Genomic DNA, 26,345 nt, shown 5'->3' with positions numbered 1-26,345 from the left:
TCGTTCAATTCTCCTGCTTGCAACAAGAGAATCAGAAGGCAATCCCATAGGCAATTTTAAATGTGTGAATGCCATAGGCCGGAGGAGGGGAGGTTGAAGAGGCTGAACCGACACGAAATCGGATGTCTTCGCTGATCTGCGGCCGGCAAGAGCAACGACGAGATCGCGATCATTCTCGATCTCTCGTCGCATATGGTGGGTTATCTGAAGAGCGGGATGCGCAAGCTTGATTCGCTCAGCCGTATGCAGGCGGCCGTCAGTCGCTATCCCGGAAATGCTGCACGCTTCCGGGCGTGCATTCAAGCGCGTCACCGCGCGCCTCAGGTTCCGTTTTAACGCATGTAGGCCAAAACCGATGCACGGTTTTGGCCTACATGCGTAAAGGCAGCCGGTTATTCTCGGAAAACTTAGAAACCTTTTCCGCGGGTCAGCTCCGACACGACAGTGCCGGCAATGATGCGGATATCCATCAGGATCGAAAAATTGCCGACGTAATAGAGATCGCTGGCGATACGGGCGCGCGCCTTGGCCGGACGATCGGTCGGGCCGCGCAGGCCGCGCATCTGGGCAAGACCCGTCATGCCGGGGCGCATGGCGTGGCGCTGATGATATTCTGGCACAAGCTCTTCGTAGAGCATGCCGCCGGCGCGCATGCCGATCGCATGGCAGCGCGGACCGACGACGGACATGTGGCCCATCAGCACGTTCAGCAGCTGCGGCAGCTCATCGACGTTCGTGCGGCGAAGAATGGCACCGATACGGGTGATGCGCGGGTCGTTCTTCACCGTCTGGGCAACACCCGAGACATCGCAGAGATCAGTGCGCATGGAGCGGAACTTGTAGACCTTGATGGCCTTGCAGTTCTTACCCCAGCGGGTCTGCTTGAAGAGCACCGGTCCCGGGCTGTCGAGCTTGATCAGCAGCGCGACGAAAAGAAGGAAGGGGGCAAGGACGAGGAGGGCGCTCAACGACGAAACGATGTCGAACGCCCGCTTCAGGGCAATGTCCATCAGCGGCGCCTGCGGCGCATCGCTATGGATGACGGGGGTCTGAACCTTCAGGCTCGGCTGCTGGCGGCGGCTCGGCCTGAAGGAGTCAGTCGAAATGCTGTTGTTTAGTTCCGTGATGCTCAAGGATCGTACTCTGTTGTCTTCGAGGGGCGCGGCGGCAATAGGCGATCAATGGTTAACCCTGTCACCAGGGGTGCACTCAGGTCTTGGTAACCCTACTAAAACGGAAAAATGCGACAATTGTGTAATGGTGTCCAGAGAAATATCGCATCGCAATAAATCTTTCGCATCTGCGTTAAGTTGAGGCAAGCTCATGATATTTTGTTAATAAATGGAATTTCGTCAAAGTTTTTAGGCCTTTGACGAGAGCTTCCAGGGGTGGTCCGACGTGTGGTTTCGGCACGCGACCAATACCCGTTAACCGATATTTTTAACCGGATCCTAAGCGAAATTTTTTTGGCGAAGATGCCCGGTCGGCATCAAACTGTGTCACAATATGACAAAATCAAGGCGGGATCGGCAGCATCCGGCACGGAAGATTCGGCGAATCGGATTCGCGCCGGGGTATCGCCTGGCCCATCCTGGCGTTGCAAATCACACTCTACAGCTGTCCGCATTCGAAGCTGTGCAGACAGCGGCCTTAAAGAAGGGGGCGAACGGGAGCCACGTGCCGAGGCCGGCGACAGGCACGAGGTATCGCTTGGTGCGAGCGATTTACCCGGTGTCGGTCGTTCGTGCCTGCTGCGGGGGATTACGCCGGTTCGAGGACGCGCTTCCTGCCGCCCCATGAGATGAAGTTCGGGTTGGCGAAGTCGAAATCGGCCGCGGTTCCGGTCTTGCCGTAGGTCAGCGGCGCTCCGTCGAGCGTTACCGTCGAACCGCCGGCGGCGCGCAGCACCGCATCTCCGGCCGCGGTGTCCCATTCCATCGTGCGGGTAAAACGCGGATAGACGTCGGCCTTGCCTTCGGCCAGCAGGCAGAACTTCAGCGAGGAGCCGATATTGGTGCACTTGAAGATCGCGTGATCGGCAAGGAAGCTCCCGGTCTCCGGACTGTTGTGGCGAAGGCTTGCAAGCGCCAGCCTGTCGGCCGGCTGTTCGCGCACGGTGATTGCTGCGCGCGCGCCAACCGCGAAATCGTCGGTGACGACGAGCCGTTCGGCCCGGCCGCGTTCTCCGGAGAAGGCAAGCCCGAGCGCCGGCGCGTAGACGATGCCGGCCACCGGGGCGCCGCTCTCGATATAGGCGATGTTGACGGTGAATTCCTGCCGTCCGTCGACGAATTCGCGCGTGCCGTCGAGAGGGTCGACGAGGAAGAAGCCTCGGCCGGCGATATCGGGCACTTTTCCGGCGGCGACCGATTCTTCCGCCACGACCGGTATTTCGGGATAATCTCTGGCGAGATGCGCGAGGATGATGCGTTCGGCCTCCTCGTCGGCGACCGTGACCGGACTGGCATCCGCTTTCATGGCGACCGGGAAGCCTTGGCGCAAGACCGTGATAATGGCCCTGCCGGCTTCGAGCGCCGCCCTTTCAAATGTCCTTAGCATTGTCGTTTTGCCGTTTCGCCACGCGGGCCGAGCACCCCACTGTCGCTCGTCCGCAAACCATCCCTGTCACCACTAATACTTGATATGGTGTTTCCCGTCGCGCTCCGCCTCCCCGATAACGCCGTTGACGATGCTACCATAAGCTTTCAGCCTTGTCAGACGAAGATGGGGCATTTGCCGGCGAAATGGTATTCGTAAAAGCAGCCGGCTTGAGGTTTGAATTTGCGCCATCTTCCAATTCTATGGAATAGCTTGCGCAGTAGGCAGCGTAGGGAATCGCCGGCGACATCCGCGGATGGTTAACTCAGTGGCAGTTTCTGACTGAAAATACGCCCTTCCCTGCCGATTTTCTGTGGATTTTGGTTTAAAATGCGCCACTTCGGCCTGTTCGGGCAAGAATTTGGCGGAGTAAATCCTTTTTGTCTTCACATTTTCAACGAAACCGGTATGCATTCGGCCTATGAGGTTCTCTGAAACGGGGAACCAAAGAACCAAAAAGAGATGCAGCCTGTTCGGCTCGCATCCAGGGGAAAACGACATATGGAGTATTTCGTCCAGCAGCTCTTCAATGGGCTGACGCTTGGATCCATCTATGGCCTTGTGGCTATCGGCTATACGATGGTTTACGGCATTATCGGCATGATCAATTTCGCCCATGGCGACATCTTCATGCTCGGTGGTTTCGCCGCTCTTATCGTCTTTCTCGTCCTCACATCCATCTTCGCAGGTCTTCCGGTGGCAGTTCTGCTGCTGGCGATGCTTGTCGTCGCGATGCTGATGACGAGTTTATGGAATTGGACGATCGAGCGCGTCGCATACCGTCCGCTGCGTGGTTCCTTCCGCCTGGCGCCGCTGATCACCGCGATCGGCATGTCGATCACGCTGTCCAACTTCATCCAGGTGACGCAAGGTCCGCGCAACAAGCCGATCCCGCCGATGGTGAGCACGGTTTACCAGTTCGGCAACATCTCGGTGTCGCTGAAGCAGATCATCATCATCGTCATCACGGCGGTGCTGCTCACGATCTTCTGGTATATCGTCAATCGTACCGCACTCGGCCGCGCCCAGCGCGCCACGGAGCAGGACCGAAAGATGGCGGCACTGCTCGGCGTCAATGTCGACCAGACGATCTCGATCACCTTCGTCATGGGCGCGGCGCTGGCTGCCGTCGCCGGCACGATGTATCTGATGTATTATGGCGTCGCTTCGTTCGCCGACGGCTTCACGCCGGGTGTGAAGGCATTTACCGCAGCTGTTCTCGGCGGCATCGGCTCGTTGCCGGGCGCCGTTCTCGGCGGGCTGATGATCGGCCTCATCGAATCGCTGTGGTCGGCCTATTTCACCATCGCGTACAAGGATGTCGCGACCTTCGCCATCCTCGCTTTCGTGCTGATCTTCAAGCCGACAGGTATCCTTGGGCGGCCGGAAGTCGAGAAGGTATAACGTCATGGCAAACATTACGAATTCTGCAGACAAGCCCGATGCCGGACTTGTCCGCAAAGGCCTTACCGAAGCCCTTTTCGCCGCCGTATTGTCGTTCGGCATGTTCGTTCTCTATGTCGGCCTCAAGACCGACCAGAATATCAACAACGAGTTGATCATCGTCCAGCGCTGGGGATTGCTTGCGATCTTCGTCGCAGTCGCCGCGATCGGCCGTTTCGCCATGGTCGTTTTCATCAAGCCGAGTATCGACCGCCGCAAGCTCCATAAGGCGCGGGAAGGCGATCTCGACATCTCGACCGAGAAGAACTTCTTCCATCGGCATTTCCTGAAGATCGCGCTGATTGCACTGCTGCTCTATCCTGTGGTGATCGTGGCGTTGGTCGGTGCTCAGGGCTCACTGAAATGGGTCGATAACTTCGGTATCCAGATCCTCATCTACGTGATGCTTGCCTGGGGCCTCAACATCGTCGTTGGTCTCGCCGGTCTGCTCGATCTCGGTTACGTCGCCTTCTATGCCGTCGGCGCCTATTCCTACGCGCTGCTGTCGAGTTATTTCGGCCTGTCCTTCTGGGTGCTGCTGCCGCTGTCGGGCATCTTCGCAGCACTCTGGGGCGTCATTCTCGGCTTCCCGGTGCTGCGCCTGCGCGGCGATTACCTCGCCATCGTGACGCTTGCCTTCGGTGAAATCATTCGCCTCGTCCTCATCAACTGGACTGACGTGACCAAGGGCACCTTCGGCATCTCGAGCATTCCGAAGGCAACACTCTTCGGTATCCCCTTCGATGCGTCGGCCGGCGGCTTTGCCAAACTCTTCCACCTGCCGATGTCGTCTGCCTACTACAAGATCTTCCTTTTCTATCTCATTCTGATGCTCTGCATGCTGACGGCCTATGTCACCATCCGGCTGCGCCGCATGCCGATCGGGCGTGCCTGGGAAGCGCTGCGTGAAGATGAGATCGCCTGCCGTTCGCTCGGCATCAACACCGTGACGACCAAACTCACGGCATTTGCAACGGGTGCGATGTTCGGCGGTTTCGCCGGCTCGTTCTTCGCGGCCCGCCAGGGCTTTGTCTCGCCGGAATCCTTTGTCTTCCTGGAATCGGCCGTCGTTCTTGCCATCGTCGTTCTCGGCGGCATGGGATCGCTGACCGGCATTGCCGTCGCCGCGATCGTCATGGTCGGCGGCACCGAAGCGCTGCGCGAGATGGACTTCCTGAAAGCGGTCTTCGGCCCCGACTTCACGCCGGAACTTTACCGCATGCTGCTCTTCGGCCTCGCCATGGTTGTCGTCATGCTGTTCAAGCCGCGCGGTTTCGTCGGCTCACGTGAACCGACCGCCTTCCTCAAGGAGCGAAGGGCGATATCAGGAAGCTTCATCAAGGAGGGCCATGGTTGATGAGCCCGGTAGCAACGAACACGATGTCTGACGACACTCTTCTCAAGGTCGAGCACCTGTCGATGAAGTTCGGCGGCCTAATGGCCATCAACGACTTCTCCTTCGAAGCCAAGCGCGGCGATATCACCGCGCTGATCGGGCCGAACGGTGCAGGCAAGACTACCGTCTTCAACTGCATCACCGGTTTCTACAAGCCGACGATGGGCATGATCACGCTCAATCAGAAGAGCGGCAAGCAGTACCTGCTGGAGCGTCTGCCGGACTTTCGCATCACCAAGGAAGCCAAGGTGGCGCGCACCTTCCAGAACATCCGGCTGTTTTCCGGTCTGACTGTTCTCGAAAACCTGCTCGTCGCCCAGCACAACAAGCTGATGAAGGCATCGGGTTATACCATCCTCGGCCTTATCGGCGTCGGTCCCTATAAGCGGGAGGCGGCTGGAGCGATCGAGCTTGCGCGTCACTGGCTTGAGAAGGCGGATCTGATCGACCGTGCCGACGATCCGGCAGGCGATTTGCCCTACGGCGCCCAGCGGCGCCTCGAAATCGCCCGTGCCATGTGCACTGGTCCGGAGCTGTTGTGCCTGGACGAACCGGCCGCAGGCCTGAACCCGCGGGAATCAGCAACGCTCAACGCGCTGCTGCAGAACATCCGGGCCGAGACGGGAACATCGATCCTGCTTATCGAGCATGACATGTCGGTGGTCATGGAAATTTCCGACCACGTCGTCGTTCTCGAATACGGCCAGAAGATTTCGGATGGCACGCCGGATCACGTGAAGAACGATCCGAGGGTCATCGCGGCCTATCTCGGCGTCGAGGATGAAGAAGTGGAAGAGGTGATCGCAACCGTCGAGCAGCTCGAAGGAGGCGCAAACTGATGGGCGATGAAGTAATGACGGGTCAACCGCTCCTTCAGGTGAATGGCGTCGAAACCTATTATGGCAATATCCGTGCGCTGGCCGGCATCGATGTCCAGGTCAACAAAGGCGAGATCGTCAGCCTGATCGGTGCCAACGGCGCCGGCAAGTCGACGCTGATGATGACGATCTGCGGCAGCCCGCAGGCCCGCACCGGTTCGGTGGTCTTCGAGGGCCGCGACATCACGCGCATGCCGACGCATGAAATCGCCCGCCTGCGCATCGCGCAATCACCGGAGGGCCGCCGCATCTTTCCGCGCATGACGGTTCTGGAAAACCTTCAGATGGGCGCCGGCCTCGACAATCTCAAATACTTCGCCGAAGACGTCGAGAAGATCTTCACGCTCTTCCCGCGTCTCAAGGAACGTCATGCCCAGCGTGGCGGAACACTTTCGGGCGGTGAGCAGCAGATGCTGTCGATCGGCCGCGCGCTGATGGCGCGCCCGAAGCTACTTCTTCTCGACGAACCTTCGCTCGGTCTTGCGCCGCTGATCGTCAAGGGCATCTTCGAGGCGATCAAGAAGCTCAACGAGGCGGAGGGGCTGACCGTTTTCCTTGTCGAGCAGAACGCGTTTGCCGCCCTCAGGCTTTCGCACCGCGCCTACGTGATGGTGAACGGCAAGGTGACGATGAGCGGCTCCGGCAAGGAGCTTCTCGCCAATCCCGAGGTCCGCGCTGCCTATCTCGAAGGCGGAAGACACTAGGTCGAAAGGAGAGTTTGATATGCAGGGACTTTTCTTCGAAGGCGATGCCGGCCCCCTTGTGGCGATCCGTGTCATCGTCGTGCTCTTGGGCTTCTGGACGGCTTGGCGTGCCGGCAAAGCAGTCGCCGAGGGCTGGAACAACTATCCGCTGGCCGTCGTCTACACCTTCCTGCTGGCCTGGGCGATGCAGTTCCTGCACCACGCCCTGTTCAATGGGCCGATGCTTGACGCTTTCTACTACATCATCGATTTCGTGACGCTGCTGGTCTTTTCGACGGCCGGCTTCCGCTACCGCCGCACCAATCAGATGGTCAACAACTATTACTGGCTGTACGAAAAAACTTCCGCGTTCTCGTGGAAGGACAAACATTGACAGTCCGTTGAAACTAGGCATGAATTGCCTTCCGAGTGGAACAGCTTCCCTGGCGCAGTCAATGGTGGGTAATGCGCCGGGTCTTGGACCGAAACCCGCCCAAAAATTGGGAGTAACAATATGAAGAAGTCTCTTCTGTCGGCAGTGGCTCTGACGGCGATGGTCGCCTTCAGCGGCAACGCTTGGGCCGACGTCCTCATCGCTGTCGCTGGTCCGCTGACTGGTCCGAACGCCGCATTCGGCGCTCAGCTTCAGAAGGGTGCCGAGCAGGCGGCCGCCGATATCAACGCTGCCGGCGGCATCAACGGTGAGCAGATCAAGATCGAGCTCGGCGACGACGTCTCCGACCCGAAGCAGGGCATTTCGGTCGCCAACAAGTTCGTTGCTGACGGCGTCAAGTTCGTCATCGGCCACTTCAACTCGGGCGTTTCGATCCCGGCTTCGGAAGTCTATGCCGAAAACGGCATCCTCGAAATCACCCCGGCCGCGACGAACCCGAAGTTTACGGAACGGGGCCTCTGGAACACGTTCCGCACCTGCGGCCGTGACGACCAGCAGGGCGCCATCGCCGGCAAGTATCTTGCCGACCACTTCAAGGACGCCAAGATCGCCGTCGTTCACGACAAGACCCCCTATGGTCAGGGCCTTGCCGATGAAACCAAGAAGGCGATGAATGCCGCCGGTCTCACCGAAGTCATCTATGAAGGCATCAATGTCGGCGACAAGGACTTCTCCGCCCTCATCGCCAAGATGAAGGAAGCCGGCGTCTCGATCATCTATTGGGGTGGCCTGCACACTGAAGCCGGTCTCATCATCCGTCAGGCGGCTGACCAGGGCCTGAAGGCGACGCTGGTTTCGGGCGACGGTATCGTTTCGAACGAACTGGCCTCGATCGCCGGCGACGCAGTCGCCGGTACGCTGAACACCTTCGGTCCCGATCCGACGCTGAACCCGGCCAACAAGGAACTCGTCGAAAAGTTCAAGGCCGCCGGTTTCAACCCGGAAGCCTACACGCTCTATTCCTACGCTGCGATGCAGGCGATCGCCGGTGCTGCCAAGGCTGCCGGTTCGACGGACGCAGAAGCCGTTGCCACGGCCATGAAGGAAAAGGGTCCGTTCCCGACCGTTCTCGGCGACATCTCGTTCGACGAAAAGGGCGACCCGAAGATCCCCGGCTACATCATGTATGAGTGGAAGAAGGGTCCGGACGGCAAGTACAGCTACTTCCCGCAGTAAGCTTTCCCCATTCTGGGACATGACTATCGAAGCCCGGTTCCGACCGGGCTTCTTTTTTGGGACGTTTGCATTCCCTTCCGCCTGCGACAATCATCGCGGAAGTGTCAGGCATGTCTCCGAACACCTGTCAGCCCGGCATCAGGGCCGTAACAGGTGGGGAGATGGCCGGCCGCCAGAGGGAACTTCAATATTCCTCACATCTCGTGCAGCACATGCGTCGCCTTTACGGCGGCTGATGCCCGGTTCTCGACGCCGAGCTTCACGTAGATCTGTTCGAGGTGCTTGTTCACCGTGCGCGCCGACAGTCCCAATATTTCGCCGATGTCGCGGTTGGCTTTGCCCTTGGCGATCCAGAGCAGCACTTCGGATTCACGCTGGGTAAGCGAAAAGCGCTGGCGCAGCATCTCGTCGTCGCTGCGCTGATTGGCGGCGGTGAGGCGGAAGAGATATTCGTCGGGGCCGATCGCGCCGAGGAAGGCGAGCTGCAGCGCCGCCTGGCCGGCATGGGCGATCGAGATGATGCCGTCACGCACCGCGGCGACGCGGTCGCGCATCCAGCCGGCGATATGGCGAACGACGATGTCCATGCCGTCGTCGCTGCCCATGGCGGCATTGACCAGCCGTGTTGCCTGCGGCGTCGACCAGTGGATGGCGCCGTCACCTTTGACTGCCAGCAGATGGCGGCCGGCGGCGTCGAGCGCCACGCGGGCGCTTTGGGCCGAGCGGGCGTTGCGCAGATGGACACGGATGCGGGCGCGCAGCTCGTCGATGTTGATCGGCTTGCTGAGATAGTCGACGCCGCCGGATTCCAGCGCGTGCACGACATGCTCGGTCTCGGTCAGGCCGGTCATGAAGATGACAGGCACCTGCGCCACCGCGGCATTCGCTTTCAGCCGGCGGCAGGTTTCGAAGCCATCCATGCCGGGCATCACCGCGTCGAGCAAGATGAGATCGGGGGTGATGCGCTCGACGATACCAAGTGCTGCGGTGCCCGACGTGGCGATCAGCACGGAAAAGCCGGATTGTTCGAGCGCGTCGGTCAGGAAGCCGAGCGCTTCGGGCGAGTCGTCGACGAGCAGAACGATGTCGCGGGGGAGGGCCGGCTCAGCCAATGGATTCCACCTTTTCGTCGAAGTCGTGCAGGAAGGTCATGAAGCCGGCGAGATCGAAGGCGGCGACATAGGTGCGGAGTTTCTCGGTGAATGGCTGATTTGCCTCCACCTTGGCAAGGTCCGAAAGCTTGGCTTCGATGCCTCTGATATAGCCGATCTCGCCGAGCCGCAGCAATTCCTGCACATGGGCGGCACCGGGGCTCAGCATCGGTGCCTCGGCCTTGACGGGAACGGCGGGTGCTGCGTCGGCATAGATCCACTTCAGGCCAAGATGCAAAGCGAGCTTGTCGCGGAGCTGACGGATGTCGACCGGCTTGCCGATCGCATCATTGTGGCTGTCGTCACTGTCGCCGAGAACCGCCGCATCGCCGATATTGGCCGAAAGCATCAGTACCGGCGCCGTCTGACCGGCCTCGCGCAGACGCGAGACGAGCTGCCAGCCGTTCATGCCGGGCATCAGTATATCGACAAGGAAGAGGTCCGGTATAATTCCCTCGATCAGCGTCAGGCATTCGGCGCCGCCCGCCGCCGTCAGCACGATGAAATCGAGCGGCGCCAGGATTTCCCGCATCATCTCGCGATGGTCTTCGTTATCGTCGACGACAACGATCGTGCGGCGCGGGCCGTCATAACCGACGATGCGTTTTTCCTGCGGTGCGGCGGCCACGGCGCGCATGACGGCGGACAGCATCAGCCGGACGCGGAAGGTCGAACCCTCATCCTTCACGCTCGAAACCGAAATCTCGCCGCCGAGCGTGTTGGTCAGAAGCCGGGTGATGGTGAGGCCGAGGCCGAGGCCCGGCATCGGCCGCACGCTTTCGGCCTCGCCGCGCTGGAAGGGTTCGTAGATGCGGGGCAGGTCTTTCTCGGTGATGCCGCGGCCGGTATCGGCAATGGTAAAGGTCGCGACCTGGCTGCGATAGCCGACATCGAAGGTGACGCTGCCGTCGTCGGTGAATTTGATGGCATTGGAGAGTAGGTTGACGAGGATCTGACGCAGCCGTTTTTCGTCGGTGCGGACGAATTGCGGCAGCGCGGTTGAGCGCTGATGGATGAAGGCGAGCCCCTTGGCCTGCGCCTGCGGGCGGAACATGTCGACGATCTGGTCGAGGAAATCCTGGATGTTGATCTCGTTGGAATAGACCTGCAGGCGGCCGGCCTCGATCTTGGAAATATCCAAGAGGCCGTCGATCAGCCCGGAGAGGTGTTCGGCACTGCGGCGGATGACCTTGATCGAGGATTGGCGCGGCGCCGGGATGGTCTCGTCGCGTTCGAGGATCTGGGCATAACCGAGCACGGCGTTGAGCGGTGTGCGCAATTCGTGGCTGAGACCGACGACGTAACGGCTCTTGGCGCGGTTGGCGGCCTCGGCCGTCTCCTTGGCGTTCTGCAGGGCGGTGTCGGTCTTCTTGTGGGCGGCGATCTCCTTGAGCAGCAGCGTGTTCTGGCGTGAGGATTCCTCTTCGGCGACGACGCGGCTGTCATGGGCGAGCACATAGAACCAGCAGACGACGCCTGAGATCACCGAGAAAACGAAGAAGACGATGAGGATGGTGCGGTTGACGACCTCGGCCGTTTCGGGTGAGGCGGCGGCGACCTGATGGGCGATCATCGCCAGGATGGCACCGATGGCGGTCAGGGCCAGCACGACGGCGATGCCGTAGCGGCCGAGGCGTGTCGTCAGCTTTCCCAGAACGGTTTCCGGCAGCAGTGCCTTGGCGACGGTGCCGACCTGCGCGTTGAAACGGGCGGCCGGCTTGCACATGTCGTGGCAGCGGCTGTCGAGCGAGCAGCAGAGCGAGCAGATCGGCGCGGCATAGGCCGGGCACCAGGCCATGTCCTCCGGCTCGAACGGATGTTCACAGACCGAGCAGGTGATGCTCGTCAGCTTCTTCCAGCTCTGGCGCGGCTTGCGGGCGAGGTAGAATTTTCCTTTCGTCGCCCAGGCGAGCGCCGGCGTGGCGATGAGTGCGATGACGAGGGTGATATAGGGGGCAAGCGAGGCGGCGGTCTCGCCGAAGGCGCCGAAATGGGCGATCAGCGACACCGTCGCCGACAGCGTCATGGCGCCGAGGCCGACCGGATTGATGTCGTAGAGATGGGCACGCTTGAACTCGATGCCGGGAGGGGCAAGCCCCAGCGGCTTGTTGATGAAGAGATCGGCGGAGATCGTGCAGAGCCAGGCCATGGCGACGATCGAAAAGATGCCGAGCGTCTCTTCCAGCAGCCGGTAGATGCCGAGCTCCATCAAAAGCAGGGCGATGGCGACGTTGAAGACCAGCCAGATGACGCGGCCGGGATGGCTGTGGGTCAGCCGCGAGAAGAAGTTCGACCAGGCGAGCGAGCCGGCATAGGCGTTCATCACGTTGATCTTCAGCTGCGAGACGACGACGAAGGCGGCCATCAACAGCAGCGCCGCATTGTGCCAGGGGAGCATGTAGCCGAAAGCGGTCAGATACATCTGCGCCGGATCGGCGGCGCGGTCGAGGGGCACGCCCGAGGCGAAGGTCAGCACGACGAGGAAGGAGCCGGCAAGCAGTTTCGGCGCGCCGATAATCACCCAGCCGGGTCCGGCGAGGAAGACGGCGAGGCGATGGCGCCACTTGCGCTGCGGGTCCGGCGGCAGGAAACGCAGAAAGTCGGCCTGTTCGCCGATCTGCGACATCAGCGCCAGGATGACGGCGGAGGCCGCGCCGAACTCGACCAGATCGAAATCGGCGACAGTGCCGGGCGGACCCGAAGCATGATGGATGCCGGCAAAGGCGCGCCAGAGATCGAATTTTTCCCAGTCCAGAAAGGCGATGAAGATGAAGGGCAGGATATTCAGCACGATCCAGAAGGGCTGGGTCATCAGCTGGAACTTGCTGATCAGCCGCACGCCGTGCGTCACCAGCGGGATGACCATGACGGCGCTGAGGATGTAGCCGATCCAGAGCGGGATGCCGAGGGTGAGCTCCAGCGCCCCGGACATGATCGAAGCCTCGATCGCAAACAGCATGAAGGTGAAGCTTGCATAGATCAGCGAGGTGATGGTCGAGCCGATATAGCCGAAGCCGGCACCGCGCGTCAGAAGGTCGATGTCGACGCCGTGGCGGATAGCGTAGCGGCTGATCGGCAGGCCGATCGCCAGCATGGCGATCGAGGCGACGATGATGGCATAAAAGGCGTTGGTGGTGCCGTAGGAGAGAGTGATCGCGCCGCCGATCGCCTCGAGCGCCAGGAAGGAGATCGCGCCGATCGCCGTCTGCGAAATGCGCTGCGAGGAAAAATGGCGGGCGCTCTTTGCGGTGAAGCGCAGCGCATAATCTTCCAGCGTCTGGTTGGCGACCCAGCGATTATATTCGCGTCTTACCGGAATGATGCGTTGGCGCGCTGCCATGTCTTCCTTTCGGCATTCCGGTGGGGCTCATCGTCTTTCAGCCAGTTTTGGCGGGATGGATGGGAAAGGCAAGAGGCGGACGCCGGCTGGTTCACAGAATGGCAATATTTTTGAAATTGATCTGTCACATAAGAGCTCTAACTCTCCCCGCGTTCGTTCAACCATTTCGGGTATCACCATGTCTGCTTTAAGCCTTTGCCGCCTGAGCACTGCCCTCGTCTGCCTTCTTTCCATCGTGCCGTCTTTTGCCAGCGCCGAGCAGGCAATAGCGCCTTATGCGGAAGCCGGAAACACCAACAAGCGCGGTGACGCCTGCTTCTCGACGGTGGACACCAACGCCGCCGTTCACCTTCTCTCCGGCTTCCTCGAAATCTGGACCCCGCGCACAGCTTTCGTCGATGCGGGTGTCGACGCCCCGGCCAAGGACAATTGCCCGGCGGTCGCCAAGACGGATTGGGACGGCATTCCCGCCAGCAAGACCGACGGTCAAGTCGTCAACCAGGCCGTCCATGACGCCAACATCGCCTATGTCGTCAAGGCGACGCGGGCGCGGACGGCCGAGCAGGCGGTGGCCGCCTATCTCGACGATCGGCGCGGCAAGAATGCCAGCATCGTCGATGGTCTCGGCCCGCTGACGGATGCCTGGAAGGCCGGCTCCAAGCAGACCACGACGATCACCGAGGTGGCGGCTGACGCAACGACGGTCAAATATGATGACAAGGGCAATAATCGCGGTGCCGGCAGCAAGCCGGACACGGAAAACAAGACCGATGCCAACCCGGACATGGGCCTTGCAATCGACTTCATCAACGCCGCAAGCGGTGACGGCTCGACCGAGCCCGCCAAGCGCTATTTCAAATATGGCCGCCCCTATCGCTGGAGCCAGGACGTGTCGGTCGTTCCCACGCTGGAGCCTGCCAAGAGCGGCAAGCCGGTCGAGGACGGCGGGTTCCCGAGCGGTCATACGGCGGAAGCCTGGCGCGATGCGCTCGCCATGGCTTACCTCGTGCCGCAGCGCTTTCAGGAAATGATCACACGCGCTAGCGAACTGGGCGAAGACCGCATCCTCGCCGGCATGCATTCCCCTCTCGACGTGATGGGTGGCCGCATGCTCGGCACCGCGACGGTGGTCTATAATCTGAACAAGGCCGACAACGCGGCGCTGAAGGGCGATGCTTACGCCCAGGCGCAGTCATGGCTCGTCGCCAAGTCGGGCGTTGCGGATGCGGGCGCACTCGAAGTCGCCGCGCACGCGGCACCGCTCGCCGCAGACCGTTTTGCCGATCATGACGCCAACCGCGCCTACGTGCTGCAGCGCCTGAGCTACGGGCTGCCGACGATCCATGCGACCGACCAGCCGGCGCGCGTGCCGCAGGGTGCCGAAGCGCTTCTCGAAACGCGTCTGCCCTATCTCAACGGCGAGCAGCGCCGCGACGTATTGAAGACGACGGAGATCGCGTCGGGCTATCCGCTCATCGATGATGCGGAAGGTTACGGCCGCCTCAACCTGTTTGCCGCCGCCGATGGTTACGGCGCCTTCGAGCAGGATGTGACCGTGACGATGGACGATGCAAAGGGCGGCTTCAATGCGATCGATAGCTGGCGCAACGACATCGGCGGCAAGGGTAGGCTGGTGAAGCGCGGCAGCGGCATTCTCGGTCTTTCCGGTGCCAACAGCTATGCCGGCGGTACCGTGTTGGAAGAAGGGGTGCTGGTTGCCGGGTCGTCCTCCGCCTTCGGCACCGCCGGGCTGACGATCAATGGCGGCTCGCTCGTTGTGGCGGCCGACAAGCCTCTGACCGTGGGCGGCGATTATCAGCAATCCGCCAATGCGGCGGCGAAGCTGGCACTCGGCGCGAACGGCGCAGGCACGCTGACCGTCGAAGGCAAGGCGGCGCTGGCCGGCGATCTCGACGTGACGCTTGCCAATGGCTATGCCCCGGCGCCCGGGACGAAGATCGAGATCCTGAAGGCGGGTGCCCTTTCCGGCGCCTTCGGCAAGGTCACCGTTCCCGGCCACAAGGCCAGCCTCTCCTATGGCCCGACGGTCGTGACCTTGACGATCGACGGCTAATTCCCCGTCTCCGAACCAAGAGGGCATCCCCAGCTGCGGGATGCCCTTGCTTTTCCAATCAGCCCGTTTGCCCCCTGCGCCTACGTCATTTTGCGTATGTGTTTTTGCGTTGCAGCGCCCGATAGTCCCCTCGGCAACAGTTAAATTCCGTTTCCGGCCTGTTGCGGAACAAGAAGAGGGGCTCAAACAGATGAATTTCAGATCCACGATCACCGGTGCTGCGCTCGGTGCCGTCATGGCGGCGTCGGCCGCTTTCCACGGCGCGGTGGCTGCCGAAGATACGATCAAGGTCGGCGTATTGCATTCGCTTTCGGGCACGATGGCGATTTCGGAAACCACGCTGAAAGATGCCATGCTGATGCTCATCGATGAGCAGAACAAGAAGGGCGGCCTTCTCGGCAAGAAGCTCGAGGCCGTCGTCGTCGATCCGGCTTCCGACTGGCCGCTGTTTGCCGAAAAGGCCCGCGAGCTGATCGAAAAGGACAAGGTCGCCGCCGTCTTCGGCTGCTGGACCTCCTCCTCGCGCAAATCCGTGCTGCCTGTTTTCGAAGAGCTGAATTCACTGCTCTTCTATCCCGTGCAGTACGAAGGCGAAGAATCCTCGCGCAACATCTTCTACACCGGTGCGGCTCCGAACCAGCAAGCCATTCCGGCCGTCGACTATTTGATGGAAAAAGAAGGCGTCAAGCGCTTCGTGCTCGAAGGGACCGACTACGTCTACCCGCGCACGACCAACAAGATTCTCGAGGCATACCTGATTTCGAAGGGTATTCCGAAAGAAGACATCATGACCAACTACACGCCGTTCGGCTTCTCCGACTGGCAGACCGAAGTTTCCAAGATCAAGGAATTCGGTTCGGCCGGCAAGAAGACCGCCGTCGTCTCGACGATCAACGGCGACGCCAATGTTCCGTTCTACAAGGAACTGGGTAACAAGGGCATCAAGGCAACCGACATCCCGGTGGTCGCCTTCTCGGTCGGCGAAGAAGAGCTTGCCGGTCTCGACACCAAGCCGCTCGTCGGCCATCTCGCTGCCTGGAACTACTTCGAGTCCGTGGAAAGCCCGGCCAACAAGAAGTTCATCAAGGACTGGCATGCATTCACCAAGAACGATAAGCGCGTGACCAACGACCCGATGGAAGCGGCCTATATCGGCTTCAACGCATGGGTTAAGGCCGTCCAGGCTGCCGGCACGACCGATACCGACAAGGTTCTCGACTCCATCATTGGCGTCAGCGTTCCGAACCTCTCCGGCGGTTATGCCACCGTTATGCCGAACCATCACATCACCAAGCCGGTGCTGATCGGTGAAATCCAGGCTGACGGCCAGTTCGAAATCGTCCAGCAGACGCCTGCCGTCGTCGGCGACGAATGGTCGGATTACCTTCCGGACTCCAAGGATCTGATCTCCGATTGGCGCAAGCCGATGTCCTGCGGCAACTTCAACGTTGCCACCGGCAAGTGCGGTGGCAAGGGCTCCTGACAGATCCTTCGAACGATCGATGCCGCGTGACTTCCGTCCGGGTGATCCCGGGCGGAAGCTCCGTCCCGGCGATTGCGCCGCAAGGCCGACGATATCAAGGGCGAGAAAGCATATGTATCGCGCCATAAAGATTTTCCTCATCACGCTTTGTCTGACTTTTTCGGGCCTGACTTTTTCGGACCTGTCCTTTTCAAGTCTGACATTTTCGGGCGAAGTCCGGGCCGAGGGCGATATTCATGTCCTCATCGACGCGCTCGGCGTCGGCGATTTCTCGGAACGTGAAGCGGCCATCAAGGCGCTGGTCGCCTCCAAGGACCCGCATGTCAGCCAGATCCTGCAGCAGTTGAGCGGCGGCCTTCTCTACGTCAACTCCGACGGCGGCCCGGTGCTCCTTCAGGGCGGTACCGATGACGAACCGACCTATTCCGATCCGATCACCGGCGAAGCCGCTGACGATGTCGATCCTGACATGATGACCAAGGTCAAAATCAACAACGCGCTTCGCGGCGTCATCAGCGCCGCCAACAGCCAGCTGACGCTGATGAGCCCGGATCGTTCCGCGCGGCTTGCCGCCGCACAGGGACTGCTGAAAGACGCCGATCCCGCCAATCTCGAGCTGCTGAATTCGGCGCTTGCGACCGAGAAGGACGCGGAGATCAAGACTACGATGGAAGCGGCGCGCGCCGTGCTGCTGTTGAAGACGGATGCGAGCGTCGAGGACAAGAAGGCTGCAATCGATACGATCGCGGCGCGCGGCAATCGCGATGCGCTGACCATTCTCACGACCACGCTCGAAACCGCGCCCGATGATTTGAAGCCGGCGATCCAGTCGAATATCAGCTCCATCAATCGCGACCTGGCGTTGTGGGACGTCATCCAGAACGTCTGGTATGGTCTGTCGCTCGGTTCGGTGCTCCTGCTTGCGGCGATCGGCCTGGCGATCACCTTCGGCGTCATGGGCGTCATCAATATGGCGCATGGCGAAATGGTGATGATCGGCGCCTATACGACCTATGTCGTGCAGGAGTACATCGCCGCGGCCTTTCCGGAACTGGCCGATTATTCCCTGGCCTTTGCGGTGCCGGCCGCCTTCGTTTTTACCGGCTTTGTCGGTCTGGTTATCGAGCGGGCCGTCATCCGCTATCTCTACGGCCGGCCGCTCGAAACGCTGCTCGCCACCTGGGGCGTGTCGCTGATCCTGCAGCAGGCGGTGCGCAGTATTTTCGGCCCGACCAATCGCGAGGTCCGCAATCCGAGCTGGATGTCCGGCGCGTTCGATCTCGGCGGGCTCGCCATCACCTGGAACCGGCTCTGGATCATCGTCTTCTCGATGGTCGTGTTCCTGGCGCTGCTCATGCTTTTGAAACGCTCCGCCTTCGGCCTGCAGATGCGCGCCGTCACGCAGAACCGGCGCATGGCCTCGTCGATGGGGATCCGCACCGGCTGGGTCGATGCCTTCACCTTCGCGCTCGGTTCGGGCATTGCCGGCATTGCCGGCGTGGCGCTCAGCCAGATCGACAACGTCTCGCCGAACCTCGGCCAGTCCTACATCATCGACAGCTTCATGGTCGTCGTCTTCGGCGGTGTCGGCAATCTCTGGGGCACGCTGGTCGGCGCTCTGTCGCTCGGTGTCGTCAACAAGTTCCTCGAGCCCTTCGCCGGCGCCGTGCTCGGCAAGATCCTGGTGCTTGTTCTCATCATTCTCTTCATCCAGAAGCGTCCGCGCGGGCTCTTCGCACTCAAAGGAAGGGCGGTGGAAGCATGATAACGGCCTTCCTTCTCCGGTCTCTCGATCGCAAGATCGTCATTGCCATCGCCCTCTTGCTTCTGGTCGCCATTCTCGTTCCAGTCCTGAACCTGATGACCGGGCCGACCAACCCGCTGCACGTGCCGACCTATATCATGTCGCTGTTCGGCAAGTATCTGACCTATGCGCTGCTGGCGCTTGCGCTCGATCTCGTCTGGGGCTTTTGCGGCATCCTCTCGCTCGGCCACGGCGCATTCTTCGCGCTCGGCGGCTATGCGATGGGCATGTATCTGATGCGCCAGATCGGCACCCGCGGCAGCTACGGCGATCCTGTTCTGCCCGACTTCATGGTGTTCCTGAACTGGAAGGATCTGCCCTGGTTCTGGTACGGCTTCAACCATTTCTGGTTTGCGGCGCTGATGGTTCTCGTCGTGCCCGGCCTGCTTGCCTTCGTTTTCGGTTGGTTCGCCTTCCGCTCACGCGTCAACGGCGTCTATCTCTCGATCATCACCCAGGCGATGACCTACGCGCTGCTGCTCGCCTTCTTCCGCAACGACATGGGTTTTGGCGGCAACAACGGCCTGACCGATTTCAAGGATATTATCGGCTTCAACGTCCAGGCCGACGGCACGCGTGCAGCCCTCTTTGCGGCAACCGCGATCTTCCTGGCGCTGTCGTTGCTGCTTGCCTCGGCGATCGTTCGTTCGAAGTTCGGCAAGGTGCTGGTCGGCGTGCGTGATGCCGAAAGCCGCACGCGCTTCCTCGGCTACCGCGTCGAGCATTTCAAACTTTTGACCTTCGTCGTCTCGGCGATGATGGCAGGCATTGCCGGCGCGCTCTACGTGCCGCAGGTCGGCATCATCAACCCCGGCGAATTCGCTCCCGCCAACTCGATCGAAGTCGTCATCTGGACGGCTGTCGGTGGACGGGCGACGCTGATCGGCCCAATCATCGGCGCGATCCTCGTTAACGGCGGCAAGACGATCTTCACCGGTCTCTTTCCGGAGTTCTGGCTGTTTGCGCTCGGTGGCCTCTTTGTCGCCGTCACGCTGTTCCTGCCGAAGGGTGTCGTCGGCACGATCGCGCAATATCTCGGCAAACGGAAAGCCGTCTCCGCTGCGGTCCCGCCCGCGGTGCAGGAAGACGGCATCGAACCGAAAATCCAGGCGGCGGAGTGAGCACGATGATTCCCGATGTCAAACCCACCAGCGTGCTTTATCTCAGCGGCGTCTCGGTTTCCTTCGACGGTTTCAAGGCGTTGAATTCGCTGTCGATCGTCATCGAGCCCGGCGAACTCAGAGCCATTATCGGCCCGAACGGCGCCGGCAAGACGACGATGATGGATATCATCACCGGCAAAACCAGGCCCGACGAAGGCGAGGTGTTCTTCAACGGCACGATCGACCTCACCAGGAAAGACGAGGCCGACATCGCCCAGCTCGGCATCGGCCGCAAATTCCAGAAGCCGACGGTATTCGAAAGCCATACGGTCTGGGACAATCTGGAGCTGGCGCTGAACCGGCGCCGTGGCGTGTTCTCGACGCTGTTCTACCGGCTTTCGGGCGAGGACAAGGCACGTATCGAGGAGATCCTCGAAACGGTGCGGCTGACGCACCGCCGCGACGAATTCGCCGCCAACCTTTCGCACGGGCAGAAGCAGTGGCTGGAGATCGGCATGCTCTTGGCGCAGGAGCCGAAGCTGCTGCTCGTCGACGAACCGGTGGCCGGCATGACGGATGCGGAAACGGCGGAAACCGCGATCCTGCTCAAGGATATCGCCAGGACCCGCTCGGTGGTCGTCGTCGAGCACGATATGGGCTTCATCCGCGACCTCGGCGTCAAGGTGACGTGCCTTGCCGAGGGCTCGGTGCTGGCGGAAGGGTCGATCGATTTCGTCAGCTCGGATCCGAAGGTGATCGAGAATTATCTGGGGCGGTGATCAATGCAACTTACAGGCTTGAACCTGACAAAAGAAAACGCTCTAAAACGGGCGGGTTTTATTGTGGGGTTTCATCATGGCTTTTCTCGGTATTCTGGTCGCGGCGATCAGCGGCGCGGTCATCTGGTATTGGCGTCTTAAAATGGTGCGTGAGGCAGGAAACGAGATCATCGATTCCGTCGAACGGATGCGCGGCGCTTATAAGCGCAAAAAGTTTCGCAAGCAGGCCGAGGTCGCGCCGCTGGCCTCGATCGCCGATCCGGCGATTGCGGCGGTGGCCTTTTTCTTCTGCCTTGCCAAGGAAAAGCCGATGTATCTCGACGCTGCGAAAGAGGTCATCCGCAGCCGCATGAAAGGCATCATCCGGCCGGGCGACATGGAAGAGGTGCTGGTTTTCGGCGAATGGGCGTCCAAAAACGTCACCAGTCCCGAAGATCCGATCCGCCGGTTCCGGGATCTCTGGTTGAAGATGCTCGACATGCAGGAGCGTCAGCAACTGATCGGCATTGCCGAGGAGGTGGCCGAGACCGGCGGCGAAAGAACGAAAGAACAGGAGCACGCCTTGCAGATGCTGAGGCGCACGCTGATGAACTGATGGGGAACGGGTGAACGGATGCTGACAGTCGAAAACGCAAATCTGCACTATGGCGCGGCCCAGGCGCTGCGCGGCATCTCGATCAAGGCCGAGATGGGCAAGATCACCTGCGTGCTGGGGCGTAACGGCGTCGGCAAGAGCTCGCTTCTGCGCGCCGTGACCGGCCAGCATCCGCTGTCGGCCGGCACCGTCACCTTCAACGACACCAGGCTCAACGGCCTGCCGCCCTTTGCCCGCGCCAAGCAGGGCATCGGCTATGTGCCGCAGGGCCGCGAGATCTTCCCGCTGCTGACCGTCAAGGAAAATCTCGAAACCGGCTTTGCCCCGCTTGGCCGCCGTGACCGCAATATTCCCGACGACATTTTCAGTCTCTTCCCGGTGCTGAAGTCGATGCTGTCGCGGCGCGGCGGCGATCTTTCCGGCGGGCAGCAGCAGCAACTGGCGATCGGCCGCGCCATGGTGACGCGGCCGAAAATCCTCGTGCTCGACGAGCCGACCGAAGGCATTCAGCCGTCGATCATCAAGGATATCGGCCGGGCGATCCGCTATCTCCGCGATTCCACCGGGATGGCGATCCTGCTCGTCGAACAATATCTCGACTTTTGCCGCGAGCTTGCCGATTACGTCTACATTATGGATCGTGGCGAGATCGTCCATGAAGGGCTTGCCGAAACGCTGGATACGCCGGAGGCTCGCCGCCATCTGACTGTCTGATCGGCAGACGCCGTTTTTTGCGGCAGGGGATGCGGCAATTCGCAAATCCCCTGCCGCCGCTGCGGGCATCCCTGGACGGCATGGGAATTGCTTACTTTCCGCTATCCCCGCGCTTGAGCGAAAGCCCGGGGTCGCGACCAAAAAGGGACGATATGACGATTGCGGCGGTGAGCACGAGACCGCAAAGAGCGGAGGGACGCGGGCATCTGGCGGCAAAGCTGTTCGATGGCCGCACGCGTATCCGTGAGCTCTATCAGGAGGGCGCGGCGAAGATCCGCCTGCCGGATACCTTCAATGGCTCGATGGAAGCCGTCATCATCAATACCGCTGGCGGGCTGACGGGCGGCGACCGGATGGATTGGAGCGTCGATGCCGGCGCCGGCACGCGCATCGACGTCACCACACAGGCCTGCGAGAAGATCTACAAGGCATCGGCCGGCATCGCCGAGGTGACGACCAGCATCAAGGTCGGAGCCCAGGCCCGCGTCGACTGGCTGCCGCAGGAAACGATCCTCTTCGATCGGGCTGCACTTTTCCGCCGACTGGATGTCGATCTTGACGACAGCGCCGAATTTCTGGCCGTCGAGGCCGTGCTGCTCGGCCGCAAGGCGATGGGCGAGACGGTGGAGACGGGGCTGTTCCGCGACCGCTGGCGCATCCGCCGCGCGGGCCGGCTGATCCATGCCGAGGAGCTCAGACTTTCCGAGGGTATCGCGGCACTGGCCGCGCGCCAGGCTGTGCTCGGCGGGCAGGTGGCCTTTGCAACGCTGCTTTATACCAGTCCGCTGGCGGAAGCCCATCTCGGCAAGGTGCGGCCGCTCGTCGAAGGGACGATGGGCGGGGCAAGCGCCTGGAGCGACAAGCTCGTCGTTCGCCTTGCGGCAGCAGACGGCTTCGCGCTGAGAAAAATCCTGATCCCGGTCATTTCCGTCTTGCGCAACGGTGCGCCTGTGCCGAAAGTCTGGAATCTATGAATTTGACTATGAAGCAGATGGGCAAGCGATGAACCTCACTCCGAGAGAAAAAGACAAGCTGCTGATTTCCATGGCGGCGATGGTGGCGCGGCGGCGGCTGGAGCGCGGCGTCAAGCTGAACTATCCCGAAGCGATCGCGCTGATCAGCGATTTCGTCGTCGAAGGCGCCCGTGACGGTCGTCCGGTCGCCGAGCTGATGGAGACCGGCGCCCATGTGATTGGCCGCGATCAGGTGATGGAGGGGATTGCCGAGATGATCCACGACGTTCAGGTGGAGGCGACCTTCCCGGATGGCACCAAGCTCGTCACCGTGCACGAACCGATCCGGTAGGGAGAGAGCATGCTCGAGCTCAGGCCCAATTGCGAATGCTGCGACAAGGATTTGCCGCCGGAGAGCACCGAGGCGCGGATCTGCACCTATGAATGCACTTTCTGCGCCGATTGCGCCGATGGCGTATTGAAGGGGGCCTGCCCGAATTGCGGCGGCAATCTCGTCGCGAGACCCATCCGGCCGGCCGCCATGCTCACCAAAAATCCGGCATCAACGAAACGCGTGCTGAAAGCCGAGGGCTGCGCGCCCAAGGCAGCTTGAAGGAGAACGAGATGATTCCGGGCGAAATCATTGCCGCAAGCGGTGACATCGAACTGAATGCCGGTGCACCGACGGTGACGCTGGAAGTTTCCAATACGGGCGACCGGCCGGTGCAGGTCGGCAGCCACTATCATTTCGCCGAGACCAATGCCGGGCTTTCCTTTGACCGCGCCGCGGCGCATGGCAAGCGGCTCGATATTCCGGCGGGAACGGCGGTGCGCTTCGAGCCGGGACAGACGCGCTCGGTGACGCTGATCCCGCTTTCCGGCAAACGCGAGGTCTACGGCTTCCGTCAGCTGGTGATGGGCAAGCTTTAGGATAACGGGAGAGAGATATGCGGTTGAATATCTGCCTCGCGGGCACGGCGATCCTGCTGACGGCAGGTGCTGCCTGCGCTCAAGATATCGACTGCCAGAATCCCAAGACGCAATCGGACATGACGTCCTGCGAGGCGGTGCGCCATGAGGCCGCCGACAAGGCCCTGAATGCGCAATACAAGAAGACCCGCGCGGCTCTTGCGGCGGTTGACAAGGATCTCGACGGCGACATGAAGGGCGCGGAGCGGGCGCTGGTCAAGGCGCAACGCGCCTGGATCGATTATCGCGACGCCGAGTGCGACGCCTTCGGCTTCCAGGCGCGCGGCGGCACGATGGAGCCGATGCTGGTCGCCGGATGTCTCGCCAATATTACCGACAAGCGTACCAAGGAGCTGAAAGAGCTCGCAGATACGATGAGCAACTAAGGTGATCAGGAAGATCGTAATCGTCGGCAATGGCGAGATCGGAGAAGGAATGGCAGGCATCATCGATGCCGCGGATTTCGTCATCCGCTTCAACGATTGCCGCTCCTATGGCGCCGGTGGCAGCCGCACGGATGCCGTTGCGGTCTGCAATACCGGCCGGCCGGCAAAGGCGATGCTCGGTTCGCCCGAGTGGCGCGCCCATCCCGGCGTCGTTTCGGCTGGCGAAATCTGGAGCGTGCGCGATCCGGAAACGTTTGCCGCGATGCGAGCGCCGCTTGCCGTCTCGCATCCGGAACTCGACGATTTCTGCGACGACTATACCGATGCGTTCACTGCCTTCTGCGCCGATACCGGCAAGACACACGTCGTCATCGACAAATCGGTTCATGAAGCCGTCGACGCATCGCTTTCGGCTTTTGATCCGCAGCCCTATGTGGTGCCGAGCAGCGGCATGATCGTCATTGCTGAAGTGCTGGAGAGATATGCCGAGGCCGAGGTGTCGCTGGCCGGCTTCGGCCATGCCGGCTGGGAATGGCACCCGTTCGCGGCTGAACGGCAGCTTGTCGATAGTTGTATTGCCGCCGGCCGCCTAACGCGGCTCGGCGGAAAAATGCTTGTTTCTTCCTCCCACGGAGCCTGATGGATGCCCTATAAGATCTCGCGCGCCGCCTATGCCGGCATGTTCGGACCGACGACCGGCGACAAGGTGCGCCTTGCCGATACGGAGCTCTTCATCGAGATCGAGAAGGATTTCACCACCTATGGCGAGGAGGTGAAGTTCGGCGGCGGCAAGGTGATCCGCGATGGCATGGGCCAGAGCCAGGTGACGCGGGCGGACGGAGCGGTCGATACCGTCATCACCAATGCGGTGATCGTCGATCATTCGGGCATCTACAAGGCCGATATCGGGCTCAAGGGCGGCCGCATTGTTGCGATCGGCAAAGCCGGCAATCCCGACATGCAGCCCGGCGTCAATATCATCGTCGGCCCGGGCACCGAGGCGATCGCCGCCGAAGGCAAGATTATCACCGCCGGCGGCATGGACAGCCATATCCACTTCATCGCGCCGCAGCAGATCGAAGAAGCGCTGATGTCAGGCATGACCTGCATGCTCGGCGGCGGCACGGGGCCGGCGCATGGCACGCTTGCCACCACCTGCACGCCCGGTCCCTGGCATCTCGCGCGCATGATCGAGGCCGCCGACGCCTTCCCGATGAACCTTGCCTTTGCCGGCAAGGGCAATGCCTCGCTGCCGGGGGCGCTGACCGAAATGGTGCTGGCCGGCGCCACCTCGCTGAAGCTGCATGAGGATTGGGGCACGACGCCTGCTGCCATCGACTGCTGCCTGTCAGTCGCCGACGAGTACGACGTGCAGGTGATGATCCACACCGACACGCTGAACGAAAGCGGCTTCGTCGAGGATACGATCGGCGCCATCAAGGGCCGCACCATTCATGCCTTCCATACCGAAGGGGCGGGTGGTGGCCACGCGCCTGACATTATCAAGATCTGCGGCCAGCCGAACGTCATTCCCTCGTCCACCAATCCGACGCGGCCCTATACGGTCAACACCATCGCCGAACATCTCGACATGCTGATGGTCTGCCATCACCTGTCGCCGTCGATCCCCGAGGATATCGCCTTTGCCGAAAGCCGGATCCGCAAGGAGACGATCGCGGCGGAAGATATTCTGCACGATATCGGCGCCTTCTCGATCATCTCTTCCGACAGCCAGGCCATGGGCCGCGTCGGCGAGGTGGCGATCCGCACCTGGCAGACGGCCGACAAGATGAAGCGCCAACGCGGCCGGCTCAAAGAGGAACAGGGTGACAACGACAATTTCCGCGTCCGCCGCTACATCGCCAAATACACCATCAATCCGGCGATCGCCCACGGCCTCAGCCGTGAAATCGGTTCGGTCGAAGTTGGCAAGCGTGCCGACCTCGTACTGTGGAATCCGGCCTTCTTCGGGGTGAAGCCCGACATGGTGCTGCTCGGCGGCTCGATCGCGGCTGCCCCGATGGGCGATCCGAATGCCTCGATCCCGACGCCGCAGCCGGTGCACTACCGGCCGATGTTTGCCTCCTACGGCAAGAGCCTCACCAATTCCTCCGTCACCTTCGTCAGCCAGGCCTCACTCGACGCCGGCCTGAAGGGCCGGCTCGGTGTCGCCAAGGAGCTGGTGGCGGTGAAGAATACGCGCGGCGGCATCTCCAAGGCATCGATGATCCACAACGATCTGACACCGGAGATCGAGGTCGATCCGGAGACCTACGAAGTCAGGGCGAACGGCGAACTGCTGACATGCGAGCCGGCGACGGTGCTGCCGATGGCGCAGCGCTATTTCCTGTTTTAGGCGCACGCCC

General features: G+C 61.2%; 24 protein-coding genes and 1 pseudogene. 21 read left to right on the top strand and 4 right to left on the bottom strand.

What is annotated here, in order from left to right; translation table 11 throughout:
* Window positions 1-81: 81 nt before the first annotated feature.
* Window positions 82-336: pseudogene (locus CO667_RS36000) on the top strand (LuxR C-terminal-related transcriptional regulator); the annotation flags it as partial.
* A 71-nt stretch (window positions 337-407) separates the two neighbouring features.
* On the opposite strand, the gene CO667_RS26920 reads toward CO667_RS36000, so the two are convergent.
* Both CO667_RS26920 and cysQ read right to left on the bottom strand, forming a co-directional pair.
* Entirely contained in the window at window positions 408-1,133 is a 726-nt protein-coding gene (locus CO667_RS26920) for a sugar transferase (RefSeq protein ID WP_097621328.1), read from the bottom strand.
* A 628-nt stretch (window positions 1,134-1,761) separates the two neighbouring features.
* Window positions 1,762-2,559, bottom strand: a complete 798-nt coding sequence (gene cysQ / locus CO667_RS26915) for a 3'(2'),5'-bisphosphate nucleotidase CysQ (RefSeq protein WP_097621327.1) — start codon at window positions 2,557-2,559, stop codon at window positions 1,762-1,764.
* Between the two features lie 540 nt (window positions 2,560-3,099).
* Here cysQ and CO667_RS26905 point away from each other — a divergent pair.
* The 6 genes from CO667_RS26905 to CO667_RS26880 all read left to right on the top strand — a co-directional run bounded on the left by CO667_RS26905 (window position 3,100) and on the right by CO667_RS26880 (window position 8,628).
* Window positions 3,100-4,002: a branched-chain amino acid ABC transporter permease LivH gene (locus CO667_RS26905; RefSeq protein ID WP_097621326.1), complete on the top strand. Its 903-nt coding sequence runs from the start codon at window positions 3,100-3,102 to the stop codon at window positions 4,000-4,002.
* 4 nt (window positions 4,003-4,006) lie between these two features.
* Complete coding sequence (livM, locus tag CO667_RS26900; RefSeq protein WP_097621325.1) at window positions 4,007-5,398, top strand: high-affinity branched-chain amino acid ABC transporter permease LivM; 1,392 nt, start codon at window positions 4,007-4,009, stop codon at window positions 5,396-5,398.
* Entirely contained in the window at window positions 5,398-6,276 is an 879-nt protein-coding gene (locus tag CO667_RS26895; RefSeq protein ID WP_097621324.1) for an ABC transporter ATP-binding protein, read from the top strand. The genes livM and CO667_RS26895 overlap by 1 nt, the downstream gene beginning before the upstream one ends.
* Window positions 6,276-7,019 (top strand): ABC transporter ATP-binding protein, encoded by a 744-nt coding sequence (locus CO667_RS26890; RefSeq protein WP_179874224.1) that lies wholly within the window; start codon window positions 6,276-6,278, stop codon window positions 7,017-7,019. The genes CO667_RS26895 and CO667_RS26890 overlap by 1 nt, the downstream gene beginning before the upstream one ends.
* Before the next feature lie 19 nt (window positions 7,020-7,038).
* Window positions 7,039-7,392: a DUF6867 family protein gene (locus tag CO667_RS26885; RefSeq protein WP_097621323.1), complete on the top strand. Its 354-nt coding sequence runs from the start codon at window positions 7,039-7,041 to the stop codon at window positions 7,390-7,392.
* Window positions 7,393-7,512: 120 nt separating this feature from the next.
* Complete coding sequence (locus CO667_RS26880; protein WP_097621322.1) at window positions 7,513-8,628, top strand: branched-chain amino acid ABC transporter substrate-binding protein; 1,116 nt, start codon at window positions 7,513-7,515, stop codon at window positions 8,626-8,628.
* Window positions 8,629-8,822: 194 nt separating this feature from the next.
* Here CO667_RS26880 and CO667_RS26875 read toward each other — a convergent pair whose 3' ends face one another.
* Window positions 8,823-9,740, bottom strand: coding sequence for a response regulator transcription factor (locus CO667_RS26875; RefSeq protein ID WP_097621321.1), 918 nt, complete (start codon window positions 9,738-9,740; stop codon window positions 8,823-8,825).
* On the bottom strand, window positions 9,733-13,119 hold the full coding sequence (locus CO667_RS26870; protein WP_097621320.1) for an ATP-binding protein: 3,387 nt from the start codon (window positions 13,117-13,119) through the stop codon (window positions 9,733-9,735). Before CO667_RS26870 ends, CO667_RS26875 begins: the two co-directional genes overlap by 8 nt.
* Window positions 13,120-13,297: 178 nt before the next feature.
* Between CO667_RS26870 and CO667_RS26865 the strand changes: the two genes are divergently transcribed.
* From CO667_RS26865 to ureC, 14 genes are all read left to right on the top strand, one after another.
* A complete protein-coding gene (locus CO667_RS26865) occupies window positions 13,298-15,193 on the top strand; it encodes a phosphatase PAP2 family protein (RefSeq protein WP_097621319.1) in 1,896 nt (631 codons plus the stop codon).
* 190 nt (window positions 15,194-15,383) lie between these two features.
* Window positions 15,384-16,676: an urea ABC transporter substrate-binding protein gene (gene urtA, locus CO667_RS26860; protein WP_097621318.1), complete on the top strand. Its 1,293-nt coding sequence runs from the start codon at window positions 15,384-15,386 to the stop codon at window positions 16,674-16,676.
* Window positions 16,677-16,788: 112 nt separating this feature from the next.
* A complete protein-coding gene (gene urtB / locus CO667_RS26855) occupies window positions 16,789-18,441 on the top strand; it encodes an urea ABC transporter permease subunit UrtB (protein ID WP_097621317.1) in 1,653 nt (550 codons plus the stop codon).
* Window positions 18,438-19,601: an urea ABC transporter permease subunit UrtC gene (gene urtC / locus CO667_RS26850; RefSeq protein ID WP_097621316.1), complete on the top strand. Its 1,164-nt coding sequence runs from the start codon at window positions 18,438-18,440 to the stop codon at window positions 19,599-19,601. The genes urtB and urtC overlap by 4 nt, the downstream gene beginning before the upstream one ends.
* Before the next feature lie 5 nt (window positions 19,602-19,606).
* Window positions 19,607-20,362, top strand: coding sequence for an urea ABC transporter ATP-binding protein UrtD (urtD, locus tag CO667_RS26845; RefSeq protein WP_097621333.1), 756 nt, complete (start codon window positions 19,607-19,609; stop codon window positions 20,360-20,362).
* A 76-nt stretch (window positions 20,363-20,438) separates the two neighbouring features.
* Window positions 20,439-20,957: a hypothetical protein gene (locus CO667_RS26840; protein WP_097621332.1), complete on the top strand. Its 519-nt coding sequence runs from the start codon at window positions 20,439-20,441 to the stop codon at window positions 20,955-20,957.
* A gap of 18 nt (window positions 20,958-20,975) precedes the next feature.
* On the top strand, window positions 20,976-21,671 hold the full coding sequence (gene urtE / locus CO667_RS26835; RefSeq protein WP_027683363.1) for an urea ABC transporter ATP-binding subunit UrtE: 696 nt from the start codon (window positions 20,976-20,978) through the stop codon (window positions 21,669-21,671).
* A gap of 152 nt (window positions 21,672-21,823) precedes the next feature.
* Window positions 21,824-22,645 (top strand): urease accessory protein UreD, encoded by an 822-nt coding sequence (locus CO667_RS26830; RefSeq protein ID WP_097621315.1) that lies wholly within the window; start codon window positions 21,824-21,826, stop codon window positions 22,643-22,645.
* A 28-nt stretch (window positions 22,646-22,673) separates the two neighbouring features.
* Window positions 22,674-22,976, top strand: a complete 303-nt coding sequence (locus tag CO667_RS26825; protein WP_097621314.1) for an urease subunit gamma — start codon at window positions 22,674-22,676, stop codon at window positions 22,974-22,976.
* A gap of 9 nt (window positions 22,977-22,985) precedes the next feature.
* The gene (locus CO667_RS26820; RefSeq protein ID WP_097621313.1) at window positions 22,986-23,237 is read left to right on the top strand and encodes a DUF1272 domain-containing protein; all 252 of its coding nucleotides are present in this window, start codon (window positions 22,986-22,988) and stop codon (window positions 23,235-23,237) included.
* An 11-nt stretch (window positions 23,238-23,248) separates the two neighbouring features.
* A complete protein-coding gene (locus CO667_RS26815; RefSeq protein WP_003542314.1) occupies window positions 23,249-23,554 on the top strand; it encodes an urease subunit beta in 306 nt (101 codons plus the stop codon).
* 17 nt (window positions 23,555-23,571) lie between these two features.
* On the top strand, window positions 23,572-23,979 hold the full coding sequence (locus tag CO667_RS26810) for a lysozyme inhibitor LprI family protein (RefSeq protein ID WP_097621312.1): 408 nt from the start codon (window positions 23,572-23,574) through the stop codon (window positions 23,977-23,979).
* 49 nt (window positions 23,980-24,028) lie between these two features.
* Window positions 24,029-24,619: a Urease operon accessory protein gene (locus CO667_RS26805; RefSeq protein WP_179874226.1), complete on the top strand. Its 591-nt coding sequence runs from the start codon at window positions 24,029-24,031 to the stop codon at window positions 24,617-24,619.
* A gap of 3 nt (window positions 24,620-24,622) precedes the next feature.
* A complete protein-coding gene (gene ureC / locus CO667_RS26800; RefSeq protein WP_097621310.1) occupies window positions 24,623-26,335 on the top strand; it encodes an urease subunit alpha in 1,713 nt (570 codons plus the stop codon).
* The last annotated feature ends 10 nt before the right edge of the window (window positions 26,336-26,345 follow it).

It is taken from the genome of Rhizobium sp. L43, from assembly GCF_002531725.1.
In the GTDB taxonomy this organism is placed as follows: domain Bacteria; phylum Pseudomonadota; class Alphaproteobacteria; order Rhizobiales; family Rhizobiaceae; genus Rhizobium.
Note: the sequence above shows the minus strand (reverse complement) of the source record. Positions and strands in the feature narration are given on the sequence as shown.